The organism is Blautia massiliensis (ex Durand et al. 2017), from assembly GCF_001487165.1.
Lineage (GTDB): Bacteria > Bacillota > Clostridia > Lachnospirales > Lachnospiraceae > Blautia_A > Blautia_A fusiformis.
Genome location: NZ_LN913006.1, coordinates 1083383 through 1106619, shown reverse-complemented (window position 1 = coordinate 1106619; position 23237 = coordinate 1083383). Strand labels below are relative to the sequence as shown.

The following is a 23237-nucleotide window of genomic DNA, read 5'->3' as shown; positions in this document are numbered from 1 at the left end:
ATTTATAGAAGTGGAAAATTTTTTCTGTATGAGACAAAAGAAACAGCTCCGCTTTTACAGAACTGTTTCTTTTGGCCATTTGGCAAATATGTGGTTTAAAAATCCGGTTTATTCCTGGGTGATTCCTTTAAACTCGTAACCGGCTTCCTTGATCACTTCTTCAACCTTTGCCTCGTCAACCTTCTCAGGTACAGAGAATACAGTTGTTCCGTTCTCGTGGGAAGAAACTACGTCTTCTGCTCCGAAAGCTGCCTGGATGGCTTTGTTTACGTGTGCCTCACAGTGTCCGCACATCATTCCTTCTACATTGACCGTTACCTTTACCATTGTTTTGTTCTCCTTTTCTTCTTTTATATTTTCATCATGACTGATGTGTAATGTTACCGGATTTTTGATTTCTTTGTCTTTTGTTGCATTGTGGATCTGAAACAGATTCAGACGCAGCGCATTTGTTACAACACAGAAGCTGGAAAGACTCATGGCCGCAGCTCCGAACATCGGATTCAAGGTCCATCCGAAAAGCGGGATCCAGACACCTGCTGCAAGGGGAATGCCGATTATATTGTAGAAAAATGCCCAGAAAAGATTCTCATGGATATTCCGAAGTGTGGCGCGGCTTAAACGTACTGCCGCTGGAACATCGCTTAACTGGCTCTTCATCAGAACGATATCTGCCGCATCAATGGCAATATCTGTTCCTGCACCGATGGCAATTCCGATATCGGCTCTTGTAAGTGCCGGCGCGTCGTTGATACCGTCACCGACCATGGCAACCTTTCCCTGCTCCTTCAGAGCGCGGATCACACTTTCTTTTCCATCCGGAAGAACTCCTGCGATCACATCGTCAACTCCTGCCTGAGCTCCGATGGCTTTTGCGGTACGCTCATTGTCACCGGTAAGCATAACTACACGGATTCCCATGTTCTGAAGCTCTTTTACTGCATGGGGACTGTCTTCCTTGATCACATCCGCAACTGCGATGATTCCCAGAAGTTTACCGTTTCGTGTGAAAAGAAGGGGCGTTTTTCCCTGCTCTGCAAGCTGCTCGGCTCTCCTGTTAAAGTCTGCGGAAACCCTTGTCTGGCTGCTGATAAATTTCATGCTTCCGCCTGTCAGTTTGTCACTTCCAAGTATAGCGGAAAGTCCGTTCCCCGGAAGTGCCTGGAATCCGATTACTTCACCTGTGGCAAGTTTCTCTTCCTCGGCTTTTTTGAGAACTGCCTTTGCCAGTGGATGTTCACTTTTTTTCTCCAGTGCACAGGCCAGAGAGAGAAGCTCTGTTTCTGTGATTCCCTCAGCCGGGAGAATATCTGTTACCTCCGGCTGACCGCTTGTAATGGTTCCGGTTTTATCCAAAGCGACGATCTGGACTTTTCCTGCTTCCTCAAGAGAAACGGCTGTTTTGAAAAGGATTCCGTTTTTGGCACCCATACCGTTGCCGACCATAATGGCAACCGGTGTTGCAAGGCCAAGTGCGCAGGGGCAGCTGATGACCAGAACGGAAATCCCCCTTGCCAGAGCATAACCGAAGGTCTGTCCTGCAAGAAGCCAGATGATCGTTGTGATCACTGCGATTGTGATCACTGCCGGTACAAACACACCGGAAACACGGTCTGCGATCTTTGCGATCGGTGCCTTGGTGGCTGCCGCATCACTGACCATTTTGATGATCTGGGAAAGGGTGGTATCCTCTCCCACTCTGGTCGCTTCGCATTTGATAAATCCGGACTGATTCACGGTTGCCGCAGAAACCATATCTCCGGTTTCTTTATCAACCGGGATACTCTCGCCGGTCAGTGCGGATTCATTGACTGCTGTGGTTCCTTCCAGGATCACTCCGTCCACCGGAATATTCTCTCCCGGGCGGACGACAAAGGTTTCTCCTTTCTGAACCTGCTCAATAGGAACGGTAAGTTCCTGTCCCTTTCGTACCACGACCGCAGTTTTGGGTGCAAGCTTCATAAGGCTTTTAAGCGCATCCGTTGTCTTTCCTTTAGAACGGGCCTCCAGCATTTTTCCTACGGTGATCAGTGTCAGGATCATGGCTGCAGATTCAAAATAAAAATCCATCATGTAATTCATAACTGCAGCAGAATCTCCGTCTGCCTGTGCTCTTGTCATGGCAAACAGTGCATAGACGCTCCACAGGAAGGATGCCATGGAGCCAAGAGCTACCAGAGTATCCATATTTGGGGAACGGCGCCACAGACTCTTAAATCCATTGATGAAAAATTTCTGGTTGATCACCATGATGATACCAGCCAGGAGCAGCTGTACCAGTCCCATGGCTACGTGATTGCCGTCAAACCATTTCGGCAGTGGCCATCCCCACATCATGTGCCCCATGGAGAAATACATCAGCACCAGCAAAAATCCTACGGATGTGATAAGACGTTTCTTTAGGATCGGAGTTTCATGATCTTCCAGCGCTTCTTCTGCCGCAGACATGGAAATCTTCGCTCCGGCAGCTCCGCCCTTTAAGGATGCACCATATCCGGCGGCTTCCACTGCGGCAATGATCTCGCCGGATGAAGCGGTTCCTTCAACTCCCATGGAGTTGGTCAGAAGACTGACGGAACAGCTATTCACCCCCGGAACTTTTGATACGGCTTTTTCCACACGGGCAGAGCAGGCGGCGCAGCTCATACCAGTTACATTATATTGTTCCATTTTCTTTCAGTACCTCCTAAAATCTAGTTTGTCCCTTTATTTCATCAGCTTCTGGAGGGTTGCTACCAGCTCATCAATGGTCTCATCCTTACCTTCCCGGATATCTCTGGCAACGCAGGTACGGATGTGGCTGGCAAGCAGCTCTTTATTAAACGCATTCACTGCGGCATTGACCGCGGCGGACTGGATCAGGATGTCATTACAGTAGGCATCATTCTCCATCATTCCTATAATGCCCCTGATCTGGCCTTCAATACGTTTCAGACGGTTGATCAGCTTTTTTTTCTCCTCTTCTGAACGTGCAGTGTGTTTTTTACAACAGCAGGGACAGGCTTTCTTTTCAGACATAGGCTGTCTCTCCTTTCTCATAAATACCCTCATGGGGTATCCTCTATATATGGAATAATATATACCCTCATGGGGTATTTGTCAATAGAAACAGTATTTTTATAATAAAAAAGCCCGCTCATCCGATAATGGCAATGAGCGGGTAATATAAACTTATAATTAGCCGAATCAGGTAAGTCCCCAACGGGGTTGCGAAAAACAATAAGCAGTGGGTGGGGACTTGTCGATAATTCTACTCTTCCACGATATGTCCGAAATAATAGAATCCCTTGCAGGTATCCAGGCTTACTTTTACATATTTGCCGATGAGATCTTTTTCTCCTGGGAAATGAACCAAGAGATTATGCTGGGTACGACCTGTAAGAGTACCCTTCTCCCGGTTTTCGTCTTCTACCAGGATTTCCTGAATGGTTCCCTGGAAACGGGAGGAATTTTCCCGGCCCTTTTCCTGCACCAGGGTAAGAAGACGGCTAAAACGGTCTTTTACCACATCCTCCGGCACCTGATTTTCCATGCCGGCTGCAGGGGTTCCGCTTCGTTTGGAATAAATAAATGTGAAGGCAGTATCATAATTTGCTTTTCTTACAACATCCAGTGTTTCCTGGAAATCTTCTTCTGTTTCTCCCGGAAATCCGACCATGATATCTGTTGTCAGCGAAATATCCGGGATTGCCTTACGGATCTTATCTACCAGCTCCAGATATTTCTCCTTGTCGTAACGGCGGTTCATTTCCTTTAAGACTCTGCTGCTTCCGGACTGCAGCGGAAGATGCAGATGGTGACAGATCTTCTGGCTCTCTGCCATGGTCTGGATCAGCTCATCGGACAGGTCCTTCGGATGGGAAGTCATAAAACGGATACGCTTCAGCCCTTCGATCTTTTCCACTTCTTTCAGAAGTTCTGCAAAGGTTACCGGTGTTTCCAGAGTTTTTCCGTAGGAGTTTACATTCTGACCAAGAAGCATGATCTCAGTAACGCCATCTGCGACCAGTTCCTCGATCTCGCGGATGATGGCCTGTGGCTCGCGGCTCTTTTCGCGGCCGCGGACATAAGGAACGATGCAGTAGCTGCAGAAGTTATTGCAGCCAAACATTACGCTGACTCCTGTTTTGAAGGAGTATTTGCGGGAAGTTGGCATGCCCTCTACGATCTCATCGGATTCCTTCCAGATATCAATGATCTGGTCGTCGGTCTGCAGCGTTCGGTAAAAAAGCTCCGGGAATTTGTGGATATTATGGGTTCCGAATACAAGATTTACATATTTATAATCCTTGCGGATCTTTTCTACTACGTGATGCTCCTGCATCATACATCCGAACAGTACGATCTTCATATCCGGGAGCTCCCGTTTGATGCTCTTTAAATGTCCAAGATGTCCATAGATCTTCTGATTGGCATTTTCCCGGACTGTGCAGGTGTTAAATACAACTGCATCAGCATCCTCGGTATCTACCATTTCATATCCCATTTTTTCCATGATGGCCGCAATAGACTCTGTCTGGATGGAGTTCATCTGGCATCCTTCGTTCTGGATGTGGAAGGTGGGATGTTTCGTACTGCTTTTGGCAAGAAGCTCTTTACATTTTTCAATGTACTGAAGCTGGATCTCTGTTTCTTTGTTCTGGCTCAAATCAATTCCTCCAATAACTAAAAATTTCATATGTATCTATAAATTATTTTTCTTTAGACAATATCAGACGGGAGCATTGAACTCCCGTCTGATATATCATACAGAATTTACAGTTGTCTGTCAAAGAGTTTTTATAATAGCGGTGCAAAAACTCTCAGTACGTTCTGAATGGCACGTACCACAATATTTCTCTTCTGGCAGAATGCCAGATCAATGGGATCACAGTACTCCAGGGTTTCTGTAAAATCATCCCGGATGTCCAGGATCACATCATTCTTATACATCCAGACACCATCTTCAAAATGCAGATAAAGGCTTCGGTAATCCAGATTTATGGTTCCTACGACGCCTACTTTGTCATCACAGACAAAAGATTTTGCATGTAAAAATCCCGGCTGGTATTCGTAGATCTTTACACCTGCTTCCAGAAGCTGTTTATAATAAGACTGTGTCAGCAGGAAGACCATTTTTTTGTCCGGGATACCTGGTGTCATGATCCGGACATCCACACCGCTTTTTGCAGCGAGGCACAGGGCGGTCATCATCTCATTATCTATGATCAGATATGGTGTGCAGATATAAACATAGTTTTTGGCGCGATTGATAATATTAAGATAAACGTTCTCTCCTACGATCTCATCGTCCAGGGGGGAATCGCAGAATGGCTGGACATAACCGTTTCCCGGAAATTCGTTGGGGTGCCACCTGTGCGGAACATAATTTCCGAAATCAAGAGAAGTATCTGTTTTGGTAACGATTCCCCACATATACAGGAACATAGCTGTCATATTCCAGACGCCTTCTCCTTTCAGCATAACGGCTGTATCCTTCCAGTGGCCAAACCGTTTTCGCTGATTGATATATTCGTCAGCCAGGTTGATGCCACCGGTAAAACCGGTCCAGCCATCGATCACACAGATCTTACGGTGGTCACGGTTATTCTGGATTATATTAAGAATCGGACGGAACCGGTTGAATACTTCGCATTTGATTCCTCGCCGGCGCATCTCCTGATCATACTTGTATGGCAATGTGGTAAGGCAACCGAAGCCATCATAGATCAGTCGGACATCCACTCCTTCTTTAGCCTTTTTTTCAAGGATATTAAGGATCGTCTGCCACATTACCCCGTCATTTATGATGAAATATTCGATAAAAATAAAATGCTTTGCCTGCTCCAGTTCATGCACCAGAACCGGAAACATATCATCTCCTACCTGAAAATACTCTGCTGTGGTATTCTCGTGAACCGGATATCTTGAATACTGCCAGATGTAATCCGACTGGATCCTCATGGAACGGTCGTCTTCGTTTAAACGTTTTCTTGTGAGCTCTGAGCCTTCCAGGTATTCAGCAGTTTCATCAATAAGATTCTGATAATGCTGCTCCATTACAGCGCCGATCCGTGACTTACCGAAAAGAAGGTACAGGGAAACACCAAATACCGGAAAAATAAGGATCAGCATCGTCCAGGCGAGCTTATAAGATGGATTGATCTTTTTATTTACGATCCACAGAACAACCAGAAAACCTATGGCCTGCATTCCGATCGTCACCCATCTGGAGTATTCCATAAGCCGGAAAAGGGCGATCAGCAGCCATGCCAGCTGCACAACAAGAGCCAGAGCTACATAAAAAATTCGATTAAATAATAATTTAAGGAGCGATCGCAATGGTTTGATAATCAGTTTAATAAACAAATTCATATTTCTTTCCTTCGTCAAACGTTCCTGTTTCTATTTAATTAAAAATCCCTGACCATACAGCCAGGGATTTTTGCGCACAATTAATTATATTTACGTTTTCTTGCGGCTTCAGATTTTTTCTTACGACGAACGCTTGGCTTCTCGTAATGCTCTCTCTTACGGATTTCCTGCTGGATTCCCGCCTTAGCACAGCTTCTCTTGAATCTGCGAAGAGCGCTATCTAAAGTCTCGTTCTCTTTTACGATAACGTTTGACATAGACTCACACCTAACCTCCCTCCAGTTGTAGATTGTGCTAAAATACAACTGTCTGGGTATTTTTCTTGCACGAGTGTTATTATATAGCATAACATGTGGTTTCGTCAACATCTTTTTCGATTTTTATGAAAAAAATGTCAAAATTGTAAATCACGCACAACTTTGTTATTTTGTGAGCTGTTTTTCAAGGATTCCTGCTGCTGCGTCCATAGCCTCCTGAGCCTTTTCCGGATTCTTTCCGCCGGCCTGTGCCATGTTCGGACGTCCGCCGCCGCCACCGCCAACGATCGCTGCCACTGCTTTGATCAGGTTTCCTGCATGAGCGCCTGCTTTCTGAGCTGCATCCGTTGCCATTGCAAGAAGATTAACCTTGCCGTCGTTTACTGCTGCAAGAAGGACAACACCTTCGCCAAGCTGCTCTTTCAGTTTATCACCCAGGTCTCTGAGACCGTTCATGTCAACGCCCTCAACTTTGGCTGCAAGGAGTTTCACGCCGTTTACTTCAACGACTTTATCCATGACATCGCCAAGTGCACTCTGGGCAGCTTTGCTCTTGAGGGATTCATTTTCGCTCTGAAGAGCCTTTACCTCAGCCTGCAGGTGACTGATCTTTTCTACAACCTCGGCTGTATTGGCCTTTAATGCTTTTGCAGCCTCATGGAGAAGCTCTTCCTGCTTTCTGTAGTATTCGATAACTGCTTTGCCGGTAAGTGCCTCAATACGGCGTACACCAGCTGCGATACCAGATTCGGACACGATCTTAAAGAGCATGATGGAGCTTGTATTCTTTACATGAGTACCACCACAGAGCTCTTTGGAAAAGTCTCCCATGGATACTACACGTACCTTCTGGTCATATTTCTCACCAAAGAGAGCCATTGCTCCGGATTTCTTGGCTTCTTCCACATCCATGACATCTGTATGAACATCAAGACCTGCCTGGATCTCTTTGTTTACAAGCTCTTCTGTTGCCTGGAGTTCTTCTGCTGTCATAGCCTGAAAATGAGCAAAGTCAAAACGAAGTCTGTCCGGAGTTACCAGAGAACCCTTCTGCTCTACGTGGGAACCAAGAACAGTTTTCAATGCTTTCTGAAGAAGATGTGTTGCACTGTGGTTTTTCTCGGTATCTTTTCTTGCTTCTTCGTTTACCTTCAGGGATACTGTCTCACCTGAGGAAATCATACCGGATTCCATATGTCCTACGTGGCCGAATTTACCGCCGCGGAGTTTGATGGTGTCCTCAACAACAAATTTACCGTTTGCAGTCTCGATCACACCGGTATCACCTTCCTGTCCACCCATTGTTGCATAGAAAGGAGTCTGCTCTACAAATACGGTACCCTTCTGTCCCTCTGTGAGAGAATCTACGATCTCTGTTTCTGTGGTAAGGACAGTAACCTTGGAATCAAAGGTAAGATGATCGTAGCCGACGAATTCTGTTGTTACATTTACATCAATATCATCGTATACGGTTGCGTCTGCACCCATATAGTTGGTTACTTCACGGGCAGTACGTGCCTTGACTCTCTGTTCCTCCATTGCTTTCTGGAAGCCTTCCTCGTCAATGCCGTAGCCTTTTTCCTCAAGGATCTCTTTTGTAAGGTCAAGAGGGAATCCGTACGTATCATAAAGCTTGAATGCGTTGTCACCGGAAAGAGTCTTTTCACCTGCTTTTTTCATATCCTCTTCCATGTCGGAAAGGATGCGAAGTCCCTGATCGATAGTTTTGTTGAACTGATTCTCCTCATTTGTCAGTACACGGAAGATGAACTCTTTCTTCTCCTCAAGCTCCGGATATCCGGCTTTGGAGCTCTCGATCACCTGTGCACTTAATTTTGCAAGGAAAGTTCCCTCGATGCCAAGAAGACGTCCGTGACGTGCTGCACGGCGGATCAGACGGCGGAGAACATATCCACGTCCCTCATTGGTTGGCATGATTCCATCGGAGATCATAAATGTTGCGGAACGGATATGGTCCGTGATCAGACGGATGGAAACGTCATCGGCATAGTTTTTCTCATATTCTTTATGTGCGATCTCGCATACAAGATTACGAAGTGCACAAATTGTATCTACATCAAAAATAGAATCAACATCCTGAACAACTACAGCAAGACGCTCAAGTCCCATACCGGTATCGATGTTTTTCTGTTTCAGGGTTGTGTAGTTTCCGTTTCCATCGTTCTCGAACTGTGTGAAAACGTTGTTCCATACTTCCATGTAACGGTCGCAGTCGCAGCCTACCGTACATCCGGGTTTGCCACAGCCGTATTTTTCGCCACGGTCATAGTAGATCTCAGAGCATGGACCGCATGGACCTGCGCCATGCTCCCAGAAGTTATCCTCTTTTCCGAAACGGAAAATACGTTCAGACGGAATCCCTACTTCTTTGTTCCAGATATTGAAGGCTTCATCATCATCCAGGTAAATGGATGGGTAGAGACGGTCTGCATCAAGCCCTACAACCTCAGTAAGAAATTCCCAGGACCAGTGGATGGCTTCTTTCTTGAAGTAATCACCAAAAGAGAAGTTACCAAGCATTTCAAAGAAAGTACCGTGACGTGCGGTTTTACCTACATTTTCGATATCTCCGGTACGGATACATTTCTGGCAGGTTGTCACTCTTGTTCTTGGCGGCTTCTCAGCACCTGTAAAATATGGTTTCAGCGGAGCCATACCTGCATTGATCAGCAGAAGACTCTTATCTCCCTGAGGAACCAGGGAAAAGCTTTTCATTACAAGATGGCCCTTGCTCTCCATAAAGTCAAGGAACATCTTACGAAGTTCGTTCACTCCGTACTTTTTCATGTTGTTATCCTCCTTGTGTCAACCCTACCTGTCAGCATTTCCGGAATGCCGTAGCTTTATCCCGGAAATGTCACAGATATGGGAAATTATTTTACACAGATCTTTTTGAATTTTTTCTTGCCTCGTTTCAGAACGATCCCGTCCCCTGCAAAAGCATCCTTCTCAACCGTATGGTAAATATCGGTGAGCTTCTCACCATCGATGGATACACCACCCTGCTGGATCGCACGGCGACCCTCGGAACGGCTTGGTACCAGCTCTGCTTTTACAAGAAGTGTGATCAGGTCGATTTTTCCTTCCTCGTCAAAATCTTCCTCTGAAAGCTCTGTTGTAGGCATATGAGAAGTATCTGCACCTGAGAACAGTGCGCGGGCACCCTCCTGTGCTTTCTTGGCTTCCTCCTCACCGTGTACAAGCTCTGTCAGCTGGTATGCAAGGATCTCCTTGGCTTTGTTCAGCTCGCTGCCTTCCCATTTGGCCATCTCGTCGATCTCCTCAAGAGGAAGGAAAGTAAGAAGACGCATACATTTGATAACGTCAGCATCGTCTACATTTCTCCAGTACTGGTAGAAATCGAAAGGGGATGTCTTATTCGGATCAAGCCATACAGCTCCGGACTGTGTTTTTCCCATTTTTTTGCCCTCAGAATTGAGAAGCAGTGTGATGGTCATGGCATAGGCATCCTTGCCAAGCTTACGGCGGATCAGCTCGGTACCGCCAAGCATGTTGCTCCACTGGTCATCGCCACCGAACTGCATGTTGCAGCCGTATTTCTGGTACAGCATATAGAAGTCGTAGCTCTGCATGATCATGTAGTTAAATTCCAGGAAGCTTAAGCCTCGCTCCATACGCTGTTTGTAGCACTCTGCTGTCAGCATACGGTTTACGGAAAAGTGAGCACCTACCTCACGGAGAAGCTCTACATAGTTAAGGTTCATAAGCCAGTCAGCATTGTTTACCATAAGAGCTTTTCCATCAGAGAAATCGATGAAACGGCTCATCTGCTGCTTGAAGCAGTCAATATTGTGCTGGATGGTTTCTTTTGTCAGCATCTGACGCATATCGGTCCTTCCGGACGGGTCACCGATCATTCCTGTTCCGCCGCCGAGAAGGGCAATCGGACGGTTTCCTGCCATCTGCAGTCTCTTCATCAGGCAAAGAGCCATGAAGTGACCTACATGAAGGCTGTCTGCTGTAGGGTCAAAGCCAATATAGAATGTGGCTTTCCCGTTATTTACCATCTCTTTGATCTCGTCTTCGTCTGTAACCTGTGCGATCAGGCCACGTGCTTTCAGTTCTTCCCAAACTGTCATTGTTCTTTCCTCCTGTATAGTCATATAAAAAATGCCCGGTTCCTGTCCGTTTAGGACGAGAACCGGGTCCCGCGTTACCACCTAAATTTACAGAAAACTCGCATTTCCTGCCTCATAAAGTGAATCTACATCCCGTTATATTCATATATATCAAGATATAAAACCACTTCAGCACAATAACGGGTGCCATTCCGTCGCAGCCTATCTATAATACGCTATTATTATAAAGTTTATAATTTACAGTATCAAGTCCCGATTCGGTGCGCAGCTCCGGGATGTATTCACAAAAGTTCTACCCTGCGCCTCTCACCTGCCGGCTGCTCTCTGTGGGGTTTTCCTCAAGCTACTTTTTCCCTTCCAAGCCTTTTACTATACTATATGAAGTATACAAACTGCTTTTTTGTTTGTCAAGAAATTTTAATATTGCTTTGACAACTTAAAGTGGCAGAATGTTACTGTTTACTCTGTTCTCAGTAACACGCTTCGCGATGCACAGAATTTACGCTGATCGCATAAATTCGCGCGATATGTTTCGGTTTTTCTGTGAGTGATAAGTGGAACTTTTATTTCTGTAAGCCATTTATTCCTTCATCTACGTAAAGGTCATTGCCGTCTGCCGCTGATGTGGCAAGCTGATCACACCGTTCATTTAACGGATTATCTGCATGTCCCTTAACCCAGTGGAAGCTTACCTGATGCTGCTCCTTGGCCTTTAAAAGGCGTTTCCAGAGATCTACGTTCTTCACATCTTCGTTTTTTCCACGTTTCCAGTTTTTCTTCAGCCAGGCATCGATCCAGTGCTGATTAAAAGCATCTACCAGATATTTGGAATCGGAATACAGATCCACCTGGCAGGGGCGGTTCAGTGCTTCCAGTGCTACGATAGCTGCCATCAGCTCCATCCGGTTGTTTGTGGTTTTTTTGTAGCCTCTGGACAGTTCACGTTCATGTAGCTGGCCTTTGGTATCGATGTACTGAAGAACTGCTCCGTAGCCTCCCGGTCCATCCGGATTTCCCCGGGCTGCACCATCCGTATAGATTTTTACCTGCATATTTGCTTCTCCTTAAATTTTCAATTTTATGTCCATACGCCTGTTTGTTCAAAGTTTACTGCCGGAGACTATGTTGCTTATACCCAGTCTACAAAAAATGTATGGCCTTTATAAGTTTCATATTTCACTTTGCTGAAATTCAGATTCTGGTTCCAGAAATAGCTGGTCATCATGAAATACATATAATTAAAATCTTTCTGTTTAAATCCTCTGAGTGTTCTGGCTTTGCCGGAAGTGACATGTTTATTGAAAATAGTCATTGCTTCTCTTGCAGCCTGATAAGCAAGAGTACGGTTTTCAAACTGACCATTGAGACGTTTGAGAAGAGCCCCGTTCCGCACTACAGAATACTGTGGGGTTGTGCTGCTTCCGATATTCTCATAGATCACACCTCGTATCGTAGATGGAAATTCCTTGTCTGATTTGATCGTACGATTCAGAACACAAAGTGCTACTGCTTCCATTCCGATCTTGCCCTGATCGCCTGCTTCTGATTCGCAAAGCGCGGCCAGCAGTGCTTCATCGGATGTCTTGCCGTTGGCTATTCCAGGATGGCTCTTATATTCTTTTACCATAGTGTAATATCTGCTGTTTTTGGTATCGTAAACTTTGACATCTCCATTGCTGACATTTAGATTTGGTTTGGTAGTCTTCGCAGTGGCCACTCCGTCTGCTGCGATGGAGTATGTAATTCCATTCACTGTCACGGAGGTACTTACTGCCATGACACCGTTGGATTTAAAATAATAGTTCTTCTGATCGATCGTCTTCAGACCAGTATACATATAACCAGTACTGGTGGCAAAATAGTAGCTGATATTTTTGGATTTGTTTTTTACCCATTTGGTTGCCATATAACCGGAAGTTTTGTAAAAATAACGTTTCTGCCCTTTGCTGTTGGTGAGCCAGCCGGTTGCCATAATGCCTCCGCCTTTTGTGAAATAACGTTTCCTTCCCTTGCTGCAGTTTACCCAGCCTGTGGTAAGCTTACCTGTTTTGGGGTTGAAATAGCGCTTATGGCCTTTGGAATCTGTCATCCAGCCGGTTGCCATAACACCCTTGCCTTTTGTAAAATAGTAGGTATATTTGCCATTGACCTTCATCCAGCCCTTTACCTGTACTCCGGTCTTTGTGTTAAAGTAGTACTTGTATCCGCCCAGGGTCAGCCAGCCTTTCTGCTTGCTCCCATCATTTTTTATGTAGTATGTTTTTCCAGCGATAGTTTTAAAGCCTGCAGTGGCAGCCTGTACCTCTTTTGCAGAAGCAGAAAAGACTGTGCTTCCCGCGATCAGCAGCATGGCAAGCATCAGACCCTTCAGCCATTTTTTTGTTCTGAAACTCTTCATAATTTTCCCCATTTCCTGTTTTAGATATAAAAGCTAGTTTGTCTCAAAAATTACAAAAATGTTACATTTCGTTTATTATATCGTAATGAATAAACACTGTCAACTTTTTTGTAACTGTGGACGGACTCCTGCCATATGATGAAGTGTAAATAAAATTTGCTGGAGGACTTATCGATGAGTGACTTAGCGGCTACCAATTGTGGATGTGATTGCGGATGTGGTTGTGATTCCGGATGTAGCACAGGATGTGGATGTAACAATAACTGTGGCTGTAATAATGGCTGCGGAAATTCCCTGTTTGGAAACGGTGGAAACAGCTGCTCCTGTATCCTTTGGATCATCTGTCTGATGTGTTGCTGCGGAAACAACAGTGGCTGTGGCTGTAATAACAACGGCTGCAACGACAGCTGTTGGATCATCATCCTTCTTCTGCTTTTGTGCGGAAATGGATGCGGCTGCAACAATTGCTGCTGATCTTTTGAAAAGGCAGAGGTTATTTCCTCTGCCTTTTCTGCTGCCGTTTTTTTGTTTCCTCCTGTTTCTGTTTTTTCTCTTCCAGACATTTCAGATCTATTTCATAAAAAGAATTTCCATCAATGACAAGTTCCTGTTTTTTTTCAGATTCCATAATCACATTCCTTTGAAAAATTTCTTCTATATATAATATGACCAGAGAAGGTTTCTGTCATATTTCTTTCTGCAAATTCATAGATTTCAGGAAAAAGGATTTTTTTATGGAACAGGAGCCTATCGCACGTACTGCTCTGGATGAAATGGTGGAAAGTGACCAGGATCAGATGCTGAAAGCCATGATCCCGTACCTTCCTTCTTCCGGGCAGCGGTTTTTATCTGTGTATACGAAAGTCCGGGAACTTCGGAATACCATGTCGCTTTTTCAAAGCAGTCGTAGAACAGCCGATCTGCAGGCTACCGGTTTTTCCGGCACCGATCCTCTGGAAATGCTGCAGGATATCCGTAAGTGCTGTGGCGGAGAAAATCGCCGTCAGATCGATCATATCACCAGTCTTATGGCTACGATCCAGATGCTTCAGATCATGAATGAAGATTCGTCAGGAGGTGAGAATCCATGAGTGATGACTGGAAAAATAATCCCCGGCTTTCCGGAATGGACCCTCAGAAGCTTTCCATGCTTCAGGGACTGGCAGATCAGGGATTGGGGAAAAATCCGTCCGAACTTCTGCCTTTTATCATGGGCGCAGCTTCTAAAGGAAAAAATGCGGGCTTAAATTTCAGCTCTGATGAGATCTCCACTATCATAGAAGTTCTGAAAATGGGGAAAAGTCCGGCAGAGGCAGCTAAGCTTGACAGAATTGTGAATCTGATGAAAATGATACGTCATTAACAGCTCTGTGATCCCGGAACAGCGGTTTTCTGTTCCGGGATTTTCTACTTTGTAATTCTTTTTATATTTGTCGGAATATAATCTGCAAAAATTTGACATATCCATAGATTCTATCGCATAATTCATAGAACATATTCCCTATTTTTGTGATATTTTTTTATCATTTTCCCTTTCTTCTTATATCAGTATATGGTATACTTGTCCGTGAAATGAATGATATGCAAAATAGGATTTTATGCGTCAAGTGTTTGGCGAATGGGGAGTTGTCGCCAGAACGAAAAGTACGTCTTACGGTATGAAATCCGCACCCGTTGCAGCAATATAAGAGAATATCTCATATTGTGTAGGGCTTTTTCGACATACGTTCTATTACAATTGGAGATATCTTTTTTTATGCGCAAAAATAAAAGAGACAGTCTCCGAAAAACGTGATTTTTTTAACAAATGGAGGTTGTTATTTATGGTAGACAAAGCAAAAGTTGAAGAGGCGATCAAGCTTCTTCTCGAGGGAATCGGCGAGGATGTAAACAGAGAGGGACTGCAGGGAACTCCTGAACGTATCGCCCGCATGTGCGAGGAAATTTATGGCGGACTTGATAATGAAGCGGATGAACATCTTCAGAAACAGTTTCATGTAGAGAACAATGAAATGGTTCTGGAAAAGGATATTACCTTTTATTCCATGTGCGAACATCATCTTATGCCTTTTTACGGAAAAGCTCATATCGCATATATCCCAAATGGCAAGGTTACCGGCTTAAGCAAGCTGGCCCGTACCGTTGATGTGTATGCAAGAAGACCGCAGATCCAGGAACGTCTGACTGTGCAGATCGCAGATGCGCTGGAACGTGTTCTCGCTCCAAAGGGAATCATGGTTATGCTGGAAGCGGAGCATACCTGCATGACCATGCGAGGGATCAAAAAGCCGGGAAGCAAAACGGTTACGACTGTTACCAGAGGTGAATTTAAAGAAAATATGGAGCTTCAGAAACAGTTCCTTGCTATGGTCAAGGACTGATGGACAGAGTGAATCAGATCTGGAATCATCCGCTCTATCAGAATGAGCTTAATAAGCTTCAGCTTCTGGAGACTGACCGTGAATTCTGCAGACATACACCGGAGCATTTTTTGGATGTGGCACGCCTTGCCTATATCCGGGCACTTGAGGAAAATGCTCCTGTTTCAAAGGAACTGATCTACTGTACTGCCCTTCTTCACGATATCGGACGGGCCAGACAGTATGAAGATGGCACTCCTCATGATGAGGCCGGTGCTGCTATCGCAGGACAGATCTTAAACGAGCTTGGATTTTCTATGGAAGAAGTGGAAGCGATCATTGCGGCAATACGTGGTCACAGAGCTCAGACGGATCCGACAGTTCTTGGAAAATTGCTCTATACTGCGGACAAAAGCTCCAGAAACTGTTTTTCCTGTAAAGCAGAGCCGGAATGTTACTGGTCTCCTGCCAAAAAAAATATGACGATCCAATATTAGGAGGTTTTTCCATGAAAATCGGAAATCGTGAGTTTGATGTAAAAAACAAAACATATATTATGGGTATCCTAAATGTCACACCGGATTCTTTCTCAGATGGCGGAAAATGGAACGATATGGATCATGCCCTGAAACATACAGAAGCTATGATCGCCGAAGGTGCTGATATTCTTGATATCGGTGGGGAATCCACACGTCCGGGACATACACCGGTTGGCGCTCAGGAAGAAATCGAGCGTGTACTCCCTGTTATCGAGGCAGTAAAAAGCCGTTTTGATATCCCGATCTCTGTAGATACATATAAGGGATGCGTTGCGGAAGAATCCCTGAAACACGGAGCAGACCTCATCAACGATATCTGGGGACTGAAATATGATCCGGAAATGGCTCCTGTCATTGCAAAATATCAGGCTCCCTGCTGTCTGATGCATAACAAAGATAACACAGAGTATAACAACTTTATTGTAGACATGCTGGCAGAAACACAGGAATGTGTCAATATCGCCAAACGTGCCGGTATTGCCGATGACAAGATCATTCTTGACCCGGGTGTCGGATTTGGTAAAACATATGAGATGAACCTGATGACCATGGATAATCTGGAGCTTTTCCGGAAGCTGGGATATCCGGTACTTCTTGGTACTTCCAGAAAATCCATGATCGGACTTGCCCTTGATCTTCCTGTAGATCAGCGTGTAGAGGGAACCCTTGCCACATCGGTGATCGGTGTTATGAAGGGCTGTGCATTTGTCCGTGTTCATGACATCAAAGAAAATAAACGCGTCATCCAGATGACAGAAGCTATTCTGGGACGCTAGGAGGAACTGATGGATAAAATCGAAATCAGAGATCTTGAGATTTTTGCAAACCATGGTGTGTTTCCGGAAGAAACAGCTCTCGGACAGAAATTTGTTGTTTCTGCTGTTATGTATACAGAAACACGTCCGGCAGGGCTGACAGATGATCTTTCTGCTTCCATCAATTATGGAGAAGTCAGTCATATGATCACCGATTTTCTTCAGAAAAATACTTATAAACTTCTGGAGGCTGTTGTGGAGAATCTGGCAGAGATGCTGCTGCTTTCTCTCCCGCTTCTTAAAAAGATCACTCTTCGTATTGAAAAGCCCTGGGCTCCGGTAGGCCTTCCACTGAAAACCGTTGCTGTGGAAATTACCCGAGGCTGGCATACAGCTTATGTTGCTTTTGGTTCCAATATGGGGGATAAGAAGAAATACCTGGACAATGCGATCCAGGGTCTTCGGGACATGAAAGAGATTGTTGTTGAAAAGGTTTCAGAGTATCTTGTAACGGAGCCTTACGGGGATGTGGAGCAGGATGAGTTTCTTAACGGAGCCTTAAGAGTCCGGACTCTGCTTTCACCGGAGGAGCTTCTTGACAGGCTGCATGTGCTGGAGCAGGCCGCGGACCGGAAACGTATCATTCACTGGGGACCCAGGACACTGGATCTGGATATTCTGTTTTACGATAATGAGATCATCGATACGGAGGAGCTGCATGTTCCTCATATTGATATGGAGAACAGGGATTTTGTGCTGAAGCCTATGGTGGAGATCGCACCGTATCTTCGGCATCCGGTGTTGAATTTAACAATGGAGCAGTTGTTAAAAAAGCTTGAGGGAAAAACTTTGGCGGTGTGACTTTATTTATTAAATAATAAAAAGATAACAAGCCCGATACAGATATCTTTACTACAATCTGTATCGGGCTTGTTTTGTATCAGTGTGAATTATTGACTATTATCGAAAAATATTTTATTTCTGGTTTACCAGGTCGAATTCGTCGGTGATCTCTTTGGATGGTGCCTTGGTAATGAGGCTGACGATGATGTTTGCTGCAATAGCCACCAGGAATGCGGGAAGAAGTTCATAGATTCCCCAGGCGCCGCCGAGCGTGCTGATTCCGTATTTCCAGATAAATACCATGGAACCGCCGCAGATCATTCCTGCCAGGGCTCCCTGCCAGTTGGAGCGTCTCCAGAATAATGCCAGGAGGACTACAGGGCCGAATACGGCTCCGAAACCTGCCCAGGCGAAGGATACGATGGTGAAGACGGAACTGTTCGGGTCGCGGGCAATAAACATGGCTACTACTGCGATGAGAAGAAGCGTGATCTTATCGGCTACCATGCTTTCTTTTTTTGTTTCTTTATCCTTCAGGATACTTCCGAGAAGGTCGGAAGAAACTGCTGAGGATGCTGCCAGGAGCTGAGAATCTGCAGTTGACATGGTAGATGCCAGGATTCCTGCAAGGATGAGTCCTGCAAGGATTGCTGCGATCACACCATGCTTGCTGAGAAGATCAGCGATCCGAACGATGATCGTCTCGGATGCGGAGCCTTCAAGAAGGTCAAACTCTCCTGCTGCTGTCATTCCAAGTCCTACCACACCGATCAGTACTGCTACTGCCAGTGAGATCACTACCCATGTAGTTGCTACTCTTCTGGAAAGTGTAAGCTTTTCTTCGTCTTCGATCGCCATGAAACGAAGAAGAATATGCGGCATTCCGAAATATCCAAGTCCCCATGCAAGCATGGAAATGATATTAAGCAGTGGGTATGCCTGTTCTGTTCCGGTTGTCGGATCATATGTAGTAAACATAGTCAGATATCCGGGCAGTGATCTTGCATGGTCTGCAACTGCTTCAATACCACCTGCTGTGCTGATCCCAAATACAAATACGATCACAAGTGCGATGGACATGATAATACTCTGGATAAAGTCTGTGGTAGATGCTGCCAGGAATCCTCCCAGTGTGGTATATCCAACGATGACCAATGCACTGATGATCATAGCCGGCAGATATTTTACCCCAAAGAGACTTGCAAAAAGTTTACCACAGGCTGCAAATCCGGAGGCTGTGTACGGAATAAAAAAGATTACGATAAAAATTGCTCCGATAGACTGCAGGATCTTTTTCTCATCTCTGTAACGGTTGCTGAAAAAGGATGGCAATGTAATGGAATTTCCTGCCACATGTGTGTAGCGGCGGATTCTTTTTGCCACGATCCTCCAGTTTACGTATGTTCCGATGGCAAGGCCAATGGCTGTCCAGCCTGCGTCTGCAATACCGGTAAGATAAGCAAGTCCCGGTAATCCCATCAGAAGCCAGCTGCTCATGTCAGAAGCCTCTGCACTCATAGCTGTGACAAGTGGACCAAGCTTTCGTCCTCCAAGATAGAAATCAGAACTGTCATTATTGTTCTTGGAGCATAGATAACCTACAAAGATCATTGCACCCAGATAGACGATAATGGCTGCCATTATACAAATATGTGCTGTTGTCATTGTTTCTCTCCCTTCCATGTTTCTGCTTTAAAATCACAAAACATGAGGGATTTTGCTTATGCATCCCCATGCTTTCTGTTTTTAAACCAGTTTTACACATATTTATAGATTTTATTATATTAACTTTAGAAAGTAAAGAGGATTTTTCGTTTTTTTACATAAAAAAGTATTTTATATGAAGAAAAAGGGCTGAACCATATAAGGCGGCCCAGCTCTTTTTCAAAATCTCTGTTTATTTTTCTTCCATACGCTTCTGCACATCTTCCACTGTATATGCAAGCTTCTCAACATCCTCGGAATAAGTCAGCCCCTCCTTCTCAGCCAGAGCTTTCAGAACACCGATCGTTTTCTGAAGATGCATGTAGTTTCCTGCGGAGGAACCACCTGTCAGCGCGATTATTCTCTGTAATAGTTCATGAACATGTTCATTTCCGGGCTGTCCTGATTATATACTACAACACCTATTGTATATTGGATATCTCCGTCTTCGACAGCAGCAGAAACTTTTTTTCCGCCAACTGTAAAAACGGCAAGCAGCAACAACAGAATGACCAGTACTTTAAAGTTTTTAAAAATCATACTGTTTTGTGCATTTCTTTATTTTTCCGTTACATAATGGCAGGCTACTTCATGTCCGGACTCTACTTCTGTGAGCACAGGACGGATCGTCCTGCATTTCTCCATGCAGTGTTCGCAACGATTCTGGAATGGACAGCCATGAGGAACATCCAGAGGGCTGGGGGCCTCACTTTCGATGCTCTCGATCTTTTTGTTCTGATCCATATGAATGGAAAACTGTGCCCCCAGAAGAGCCTGTGTATATGGATGAAGAGACTTTTCCGTAACATCCTCTCCCGGGATTACCTCCACGATATTCCCGAGGTACATGACAGCAATCTGATGGGCAAAGGAACGGATCAGAGCCAGGTCATGGCAGATAAAAAGCATGCTGATGTTTTTCTCCTTCTGGAGACGTACCAGAAGCCGGATCACGGACTCCTGTACGGAAACGTCAAGTGCAGAGGTAGCCTCATCGCACACCAGGATCTCCGGTTCCAGGGAAAGTGCCCGGGCAATACTGATACGCTGACGCTGTCCGCCACTCATGTTATGTGGATAGCGGTCTGTAAAATCTTCAGGAAGCTCTACCATTTTCAGAAGTTCTCTAGCCTTGGATTCCTTTTCGCTTCTTTTCAGTTTTCCGTAATTGATCAGGGGTTCTGTGAGAATATCCACGATCTTCATTTTGGGGTCAAAGGACGCCAGCGGATCCTGGAATACCATCTGCATGTTCTGACGGTTCAGCCAGGTTTCTTTTTTGGAAAGATCAGAGAGTTTTTTTCCATGGTAAAGGATCTCTCCGCTGGTCGGCTTGTCAAGAGAAATGACCATGCGGACAAAGGTTGATTTACCGCAGCCACTTTCTCCTACGATTCCCAGAGTTTTTCCTTTATAAACGTTCAGGTTCACATCGTTGCAGGCTGTTAAAGTTCTGCCGCCGGAAGCCGGGAACTGTTTTACGATATGTTTTGCACTGAGTACGATATCGGATTCATTAAACATAACGCTGTCCCTCCATTTCCGGCACTGCAGCCAGCAGTTTCTTTGTATAGTCACTGGTCGGATGCTCCATGACCTCATCTCGTGTTCCCTGATCCACAACTTTTCCGTTCTGCATAACAACAAGCTGATCAGCCATATAGGCTGCTACGCCAATGTTATGGGTAACAATGATGATACCGGTTCCGAAATCATCACGGAGCTCCATCATCTGGCGTACGATCTGTGCCTGTGTGGTAACATCCAGCGCACTGGTCGGCTCATCTGCAAGAAGCAGCTCCGGGTTAAAAGTCATGGCCATGGCAATACCAACTCGCTGGCGCATACCACCGGAAAGCTGGTGAGGATAACTTTTCATGATATTTTCCGCGTCAGGAAGACGCATTTTCTGAAGCATGGAGCATCCCTTCTTCCATGCTTCTGCTTTGGATATATCCGTATGTGTACAGATATATTCCACATACTGACTTCCAATCTTACGGATAGGGTTCAGGGTTCCGCCGCAGTCCTGGAAGATCATGGAAATGCGGGTACCCCTTAAATTTCTCCATTCATCCTTTGTATTGGAAAGCAGAGAATGTCCGTGAAACTGAATATCTCCGGTGCTGACCCGGCCACCTCCGGCAAGTGCGCCGAGGACAGCACGGATCACGGTTGTTTTTCCACTTCCACTCTCGCCTACCACACTGATGATCTCCCCCTTCTTCATGGAAAGGTTGAAATGTTCAATGGTAGGTGCCTGTTTTCCGTACTGAACGGAAAGATCCTTGATCTCAAGCATAAATAAGCGCTCCTTTACTCGGCAAGAGTGATATCCTTTGTCAGCCAGTAGTAATCCATCGGATACATCTTAACACCTGTTACCTTTTTGTTGGAGAAGAGGTAGGTTGTCTCATAACCAAAGAATACAGTTGCAGCATCATCCATGATATCCTGCTGAATATCGATGATGAGATCTTTTCTCTTGTCCTCATCAAATGTCTGCGCAAGCTCGTCAAGAAGCTTGTCAACCTCCGGGTTATTGTATCCTGCAGTATTGTTTGCAGAGGAGCTGTACCAGTTCTCTCTTAAGTAGTTCTCAGGGTCTCCAGTGTTTGCTACCAGCACGTTCCAGATCAGAAGGTCATACTGACCGGAATCTCTCATGTCAAGAAGTGTCTCATAACTTACTGTGTTCAGGTTTACGTTGATACCGATCTCCTTCAGACTGGCCTGTGCTGCCTGTGCGTATACACCAAGCTCGGCACGGCTTGTGTAGATAACAAAATCAAGAACAAGAGGATCTCCGTCAGGAGTTTCTACAAATCCGTCACCGTCAACATCTTTGTATCCGGCCTCATCAAGGATCTTCTTTGCGCTGTCCGGATCATAGGAATTCTCATCCTTCAGATCATCGAATCCAAAGTCAAGTGTTGGAGGAACCGGTGCTTTACCAGCTGTTGCACCACCCTCGAGAAGAGTGTTGCAGTATGTTTCCTTGTCAAGACCACGAAGAAGTGCCTGGCGAAGAGCCTTATCGCTGAGTGCATGATCCTCGTTCTGGTTCATGAATGCATAGGTGGAACGAAGAGACTGAAGCTCCTGGATGTCGTAATTGTCATTTCCCTCAAACTCAACCAGGTTCTCTGTTTTCAGGTTGTAAGCGATATCGATCTCACCTGTCTGAAGAGCCATGGAACGTGTTGTCTGGTCATCCACACATTTCAGTGTAACTTTATCAAGGGGAACTTCTCCATCCCAGTAGTTCTCATTTTTTACTACGATACAGGAATCCGTCGGGCTGAAAGATTCTACTGCGTAAGGTCCTGTACAGATCGGTCCTTCCATGGCAAATGTAGAATCATCTACATTTGTATCTACGATCAGAAACAGCGGGTCTGCAAGGCATCCGGCCATGTTTGCATTTGCTCTGTTCAGATGGAAGATCAGGTTCTGTCCGTCAACTTCGAGGCTGTCGAGATCAAAGAATTCCGGAACACGGTCACTCTTTTCAGCGGTACGTTCGATGGAGGCTTTTACCATCTCCGGTGTCATATCGTCACCGTTGGAGAATTTTACGCCCTCACGGATCTTGAAGGTCCATGTTTTTCCATCGTCACTGTTTTCCCACTCTTCCGCAAGACATGGAACGATCTCACCGTTCTCATCGAATTTTGTAAGACACTCGCCGATCGCATAACGGGATACAACCCAGCTGAAATACTGCTCTGTCGGCTCCAGTGTATCTGCAAAGCTTGTTACTCCGATGGTGATTTCCTTATCACTTTTTTTGTCACCCTTTGCCTGAGCCACTGTTGTCATGGAAAAAGTCATCATACATGCAAGTGTAGCAGCCAGCACTTTTTTAACTACATTATTTCTCATTTCATCCTCCTAAAGATAATA

Annotated in this window: 23 protein-coding genes, 1 riboswitch and 1 other annotated feature; of the genes, 7 read left to right on the top strand and 16 right to left on the bottom strand. The window is 45.3% G+C overall.

Annotated features, from left to right (window positions below; translation table 11 throughout):
• Positions 1-108: 108 nt before the first annotated feature.
• From BN3261_RS06060 to BN3261_RS06020, 9 genes are all read right to left on the bottom strand, one after another.
• Complete coding sequence (locus BN3261_RS06060; protein WP_059085726.1) at positions 109-2670, bottom strand: heavy metal translocating P-type ATPase; 2562 nt, start codon at positions 2668-2670, stop codon at positions 109-111.
• A 36-nt stretch (positions 2671-2706) separates the two neighbouring features.
• Positions 2707-3018, bottom strand: a complete 312-nt coding sequence (locus tag BN3261_RS06055; RefSeq protein ID WP_059085725.1) for a metal-sensing transcriptional repressor — start codon at positions 3016-3018, stop codon at positions 2707-2709.
• A gap of 232 nt (positions 3019-3250) precedes the next feature.
• Positions 3251-4678: a tRNA (N6-isopentenyl adenosine(37)-C2)-methylthiotransferase MiaB gene (gene miaB / locus BN3261_RS06050; RefSeq protein WP_059085724.1), complete on the bottom strand. Its 1428-nt coding sequence runs from the start codon at positions 4676-4678 to the stop codon at positions 3251-3253.
• A 101-nt stretch (positions 4679-4779) separates the two neighbouring features.
• Positions 4780-6354, bottom strand: coding sequence for a cardiolipin synthase (cls, locus tag BN3261_RS06045; RefSeq protein ID WP_059085723.1), 1575 nt, complete (start codon positions 6352-6354; stop codon positions 4780-4782).
• 80 nt (positions 6355-6434) lie between these two features.
• Positions 6435-6611: a 30S ribosomal protein S21 gene (gene rpsU / locus BN3261_RS06040; protein ID WP_004222305.1), complete on the bottom strand. Its 177-nt coding sequence runs from the start codon at positions 6609-6611 to the stop codon at positions 6435-6437.
• A gap of 165 nt (positions 6612-6776) precedes the next feature.
• Positions 6777-9419: an alanine--tRNA ligase gene (gene alaS / locus BN3261_RS06035; RefSeq protein ID WP_059085722.1), complete on the bottom strand. Its 2643-nt coding sequence runs from the start codon at positions 9417-9419 to the stop codon at positions 6777-6779.
• An 86-nt stretch (positions 9420-9505) separates the two neighbouring features.
• Positions 9506-10732, bottom strand: a complete 1227-nt coding sequence (gene tyrS / locus BN3261_RS06030; protein WP_015524942.1) for a tyrosine--tRNA ligase — start codon at positions 10730-10732, stop codon at positions 9506-9508.
• Positions 10733-10780: 48 nt separating this feature from the next.
• Positions 10781-11101, bottom strand: a binding site (T-box leader).
• A 194-nt stretch (positions 11102-11295) separates the two neighbouring features.
• Positions 11296-11784, bottom strand: a complete 489-nt coding sequence (gene rnhA, locus BN3261_RS06025) for a ribonuclease HI (RefSeq protein ID WP_021651464.1) — start codon at positions 11782-11784, stop codon at positions 11296-11298.
• A gap of 77 nt (positions 11785-11861) precedes the next feature.
• Entirely contained in the window at positions 11862-13130 is a 1269-nt protein-coding gene (locus BN3261_RS06020) for a cell wall hydrolase (RefSeq protein ID WP_059085721.1), read from the bottom strand.
• A 174-nt stretch (positions 13131-13304) separates the two neighbouring features.
• Between BN3261_RS06020 and BN3261_RS06015 the strand changes: the two genes are divergently transcribed.
• Complete coding sequence (locus BN3261_RS06015; RefSeq protein WP_015524939.1) at positions 13305-13604, top strand: hypothetical protein; 300 nt, start codon at positions 13305-13307, stop codon at positions 13602-13604.
• A gap of 19 nt (positions 13605-13623) precedes the next feature.
• On the opposite strand, the gene BN3261_RS18090 is transcribed toward BN3261_RS06015, so the two are convergent.
• Positions 13624-13758, bottom strand: coding sequence for a hypothetical protein (locus tag BN3261_RS18090; RefSeq protein WP_268872674.1), 135 nt, complete (start codon positions 13756-13758; stop codon positions 13624-13626).
• A gap of 106 nt (positions 13759-13864) precedes the next feature.
• Here BN3261_RS18090 and BN3261_RS06010 point away from each other — a divergent pair, with 106 nt between their 5' ends.
• From BN3261_RS06010 to folK, 6 genes are all read left to right on the top strand, one after another.
• Complete coding sequence (locus BN3261_RS06010; RefSeq protein WP_022426549.1) at positions 13865-14221, top strand: hypothetical protein; 357 nt, start codon at positions 13865-13867, stop codon at positions 14219-14221.
• A complete protein-coding gene (locus BN3261_RS06005; protein WP_015524936.1) occupies positions 14218-14493 on the top strand; it encodes a hypothetical protein in 276 nt (91 codons plus the stop codon). The genes BN3261_RS06010 and BN3261_RS06005 overlap by 4 nt, the downstream gene beginning before the upstream one ends.
• A 219-nt stretch (positions 14494-14712) precedes the next feature.
• A riboswitch (THF riboswitch) is annotated at positions 14713-14809 on the top strand.
• 144 nt (positions 14810-14953) lie between these two features.
• A complete protein-coding gene (gene folE / locus BN3261_RS06000) occupies positions 14954-15511 on the top strand; it encodes a GTP cyclohydrolase I FolE (RefSeq protein WP_015524935.1) in 558 nt (185 codons plus the stop codon).
• Positions 15511-15987: an HD domain-containing protein gene (locus BN3261_RS05995; RefSeq protein WP_059085720.1), complete on the top strand. Its 477-nt coding sequence runs from the start codon at positions 15511-15513 to the stop codon at positions 15985-15987. The genes folE and BN3261_RS05995 overlap by 1 nt, the downstream gene beginning before the upstream one ends.
• An 11-nt stretch (positions 15988-15998) precedes the next feature.
• Positions 15999-16805, top strand: coding sequence for a dihydropteroate synthase (gene folP / locus BN3261_RS05990; RefSeq protein ID WP_059085719.1), 807 nt, complete (start codon positions 15999-16001; stop codon positions 16803-16805).
• 9 nt (positions 16806-16814) lie between these two features.
• Positions 16815-17645, top strand: coding sequence for a 2-amino-4-hydroxy-6-hydroxymethyldihydropteridine diphosphokinase (folK, locus tag BN3261_RS05985; protein ID WP_059085718.1), 831 nt, complete (start codon positions 16815-16817; stop codon positions 17643-17645).
• A 114-nt stretch (positions 17646-17759) separates the two neighbouring features.
• On the opposite strand, the gene putP is transcribed toward folK, so the two are convergent.
• The 6 genes from putP to BN3261_RS05960 form a co-directional block, all read right to left on the bottom strand.
• Positions 17760-19292, bottom strand: a complete 1533-nt coding sequence (gene putP, locus BN3261_RS05980; protein ID WP_059085717.1) for a sodium/proline symporter PutP — start codon at positions 19290-19292, stop codon at positions 17760-17762.
• Between the two features lie 232 nt (positions 19293-19524).
• Complete coding sequence (locus BN3261_RS18085) at positions 19525-19653, bottom strand: hypothetical protein (protein ID WP_021651475.1); 129 nt, start codon at positions 19651-19653, stop codon at positions 19525-19527.
• Positions 19654-19688: 35 nt separating this feature from the next.
• Positions 19689-19871: a hypothetical protein gene (locus tag BN3261_RS05975; RefSeq protein ID WP_059085716.1), complete on the bottom strand. Its 183-nt coding sequence runs from the start codon at positions 19869-19871 to the stop codon at positions 19689-19691.
• 18 nt (positions 19872-19889) lie between these two features.
• Positions 19890-20855, bottom strand: coding sequence for an ABC transporter ATP-binding protein (locus BN3261_RS05970; protein WP_059085715.1), 966 nt, complete (start codon positions 20853-20855; stop codon positions 19890-19892).
• Positions 20848-21633 (bottom strand): ABC transporter ATP-binding protein, encoded by a 786-nt coding sequence (locus tag BN3261_RS05965; protein WP_059085714.1) that lies wholly within the window; start codon positions 21631-21633, stop codon positions 20848-20850. Before BN3261_RS05965 ends, BN3261_RS05970 begins: the two co-directional genes overlap by 8 nt.
• A gap of 14 nt (positions 21634-21647) precedes the next feature.
• Positions 21648-23216 carry an ABC transporter substrate-binding protein gene (locus BN3261_RS05960; RefSeq protein WP_059085713.1) on the bottom strand — a complete coding sequence of 523 codons (1569 nt, stop codon included), beginning with the start codon at positions 23214-23216 and terminating at the stop codon, positions 21648-21650.
• Positions 23217-23237 lie beyond the last annotated feature (21 nt).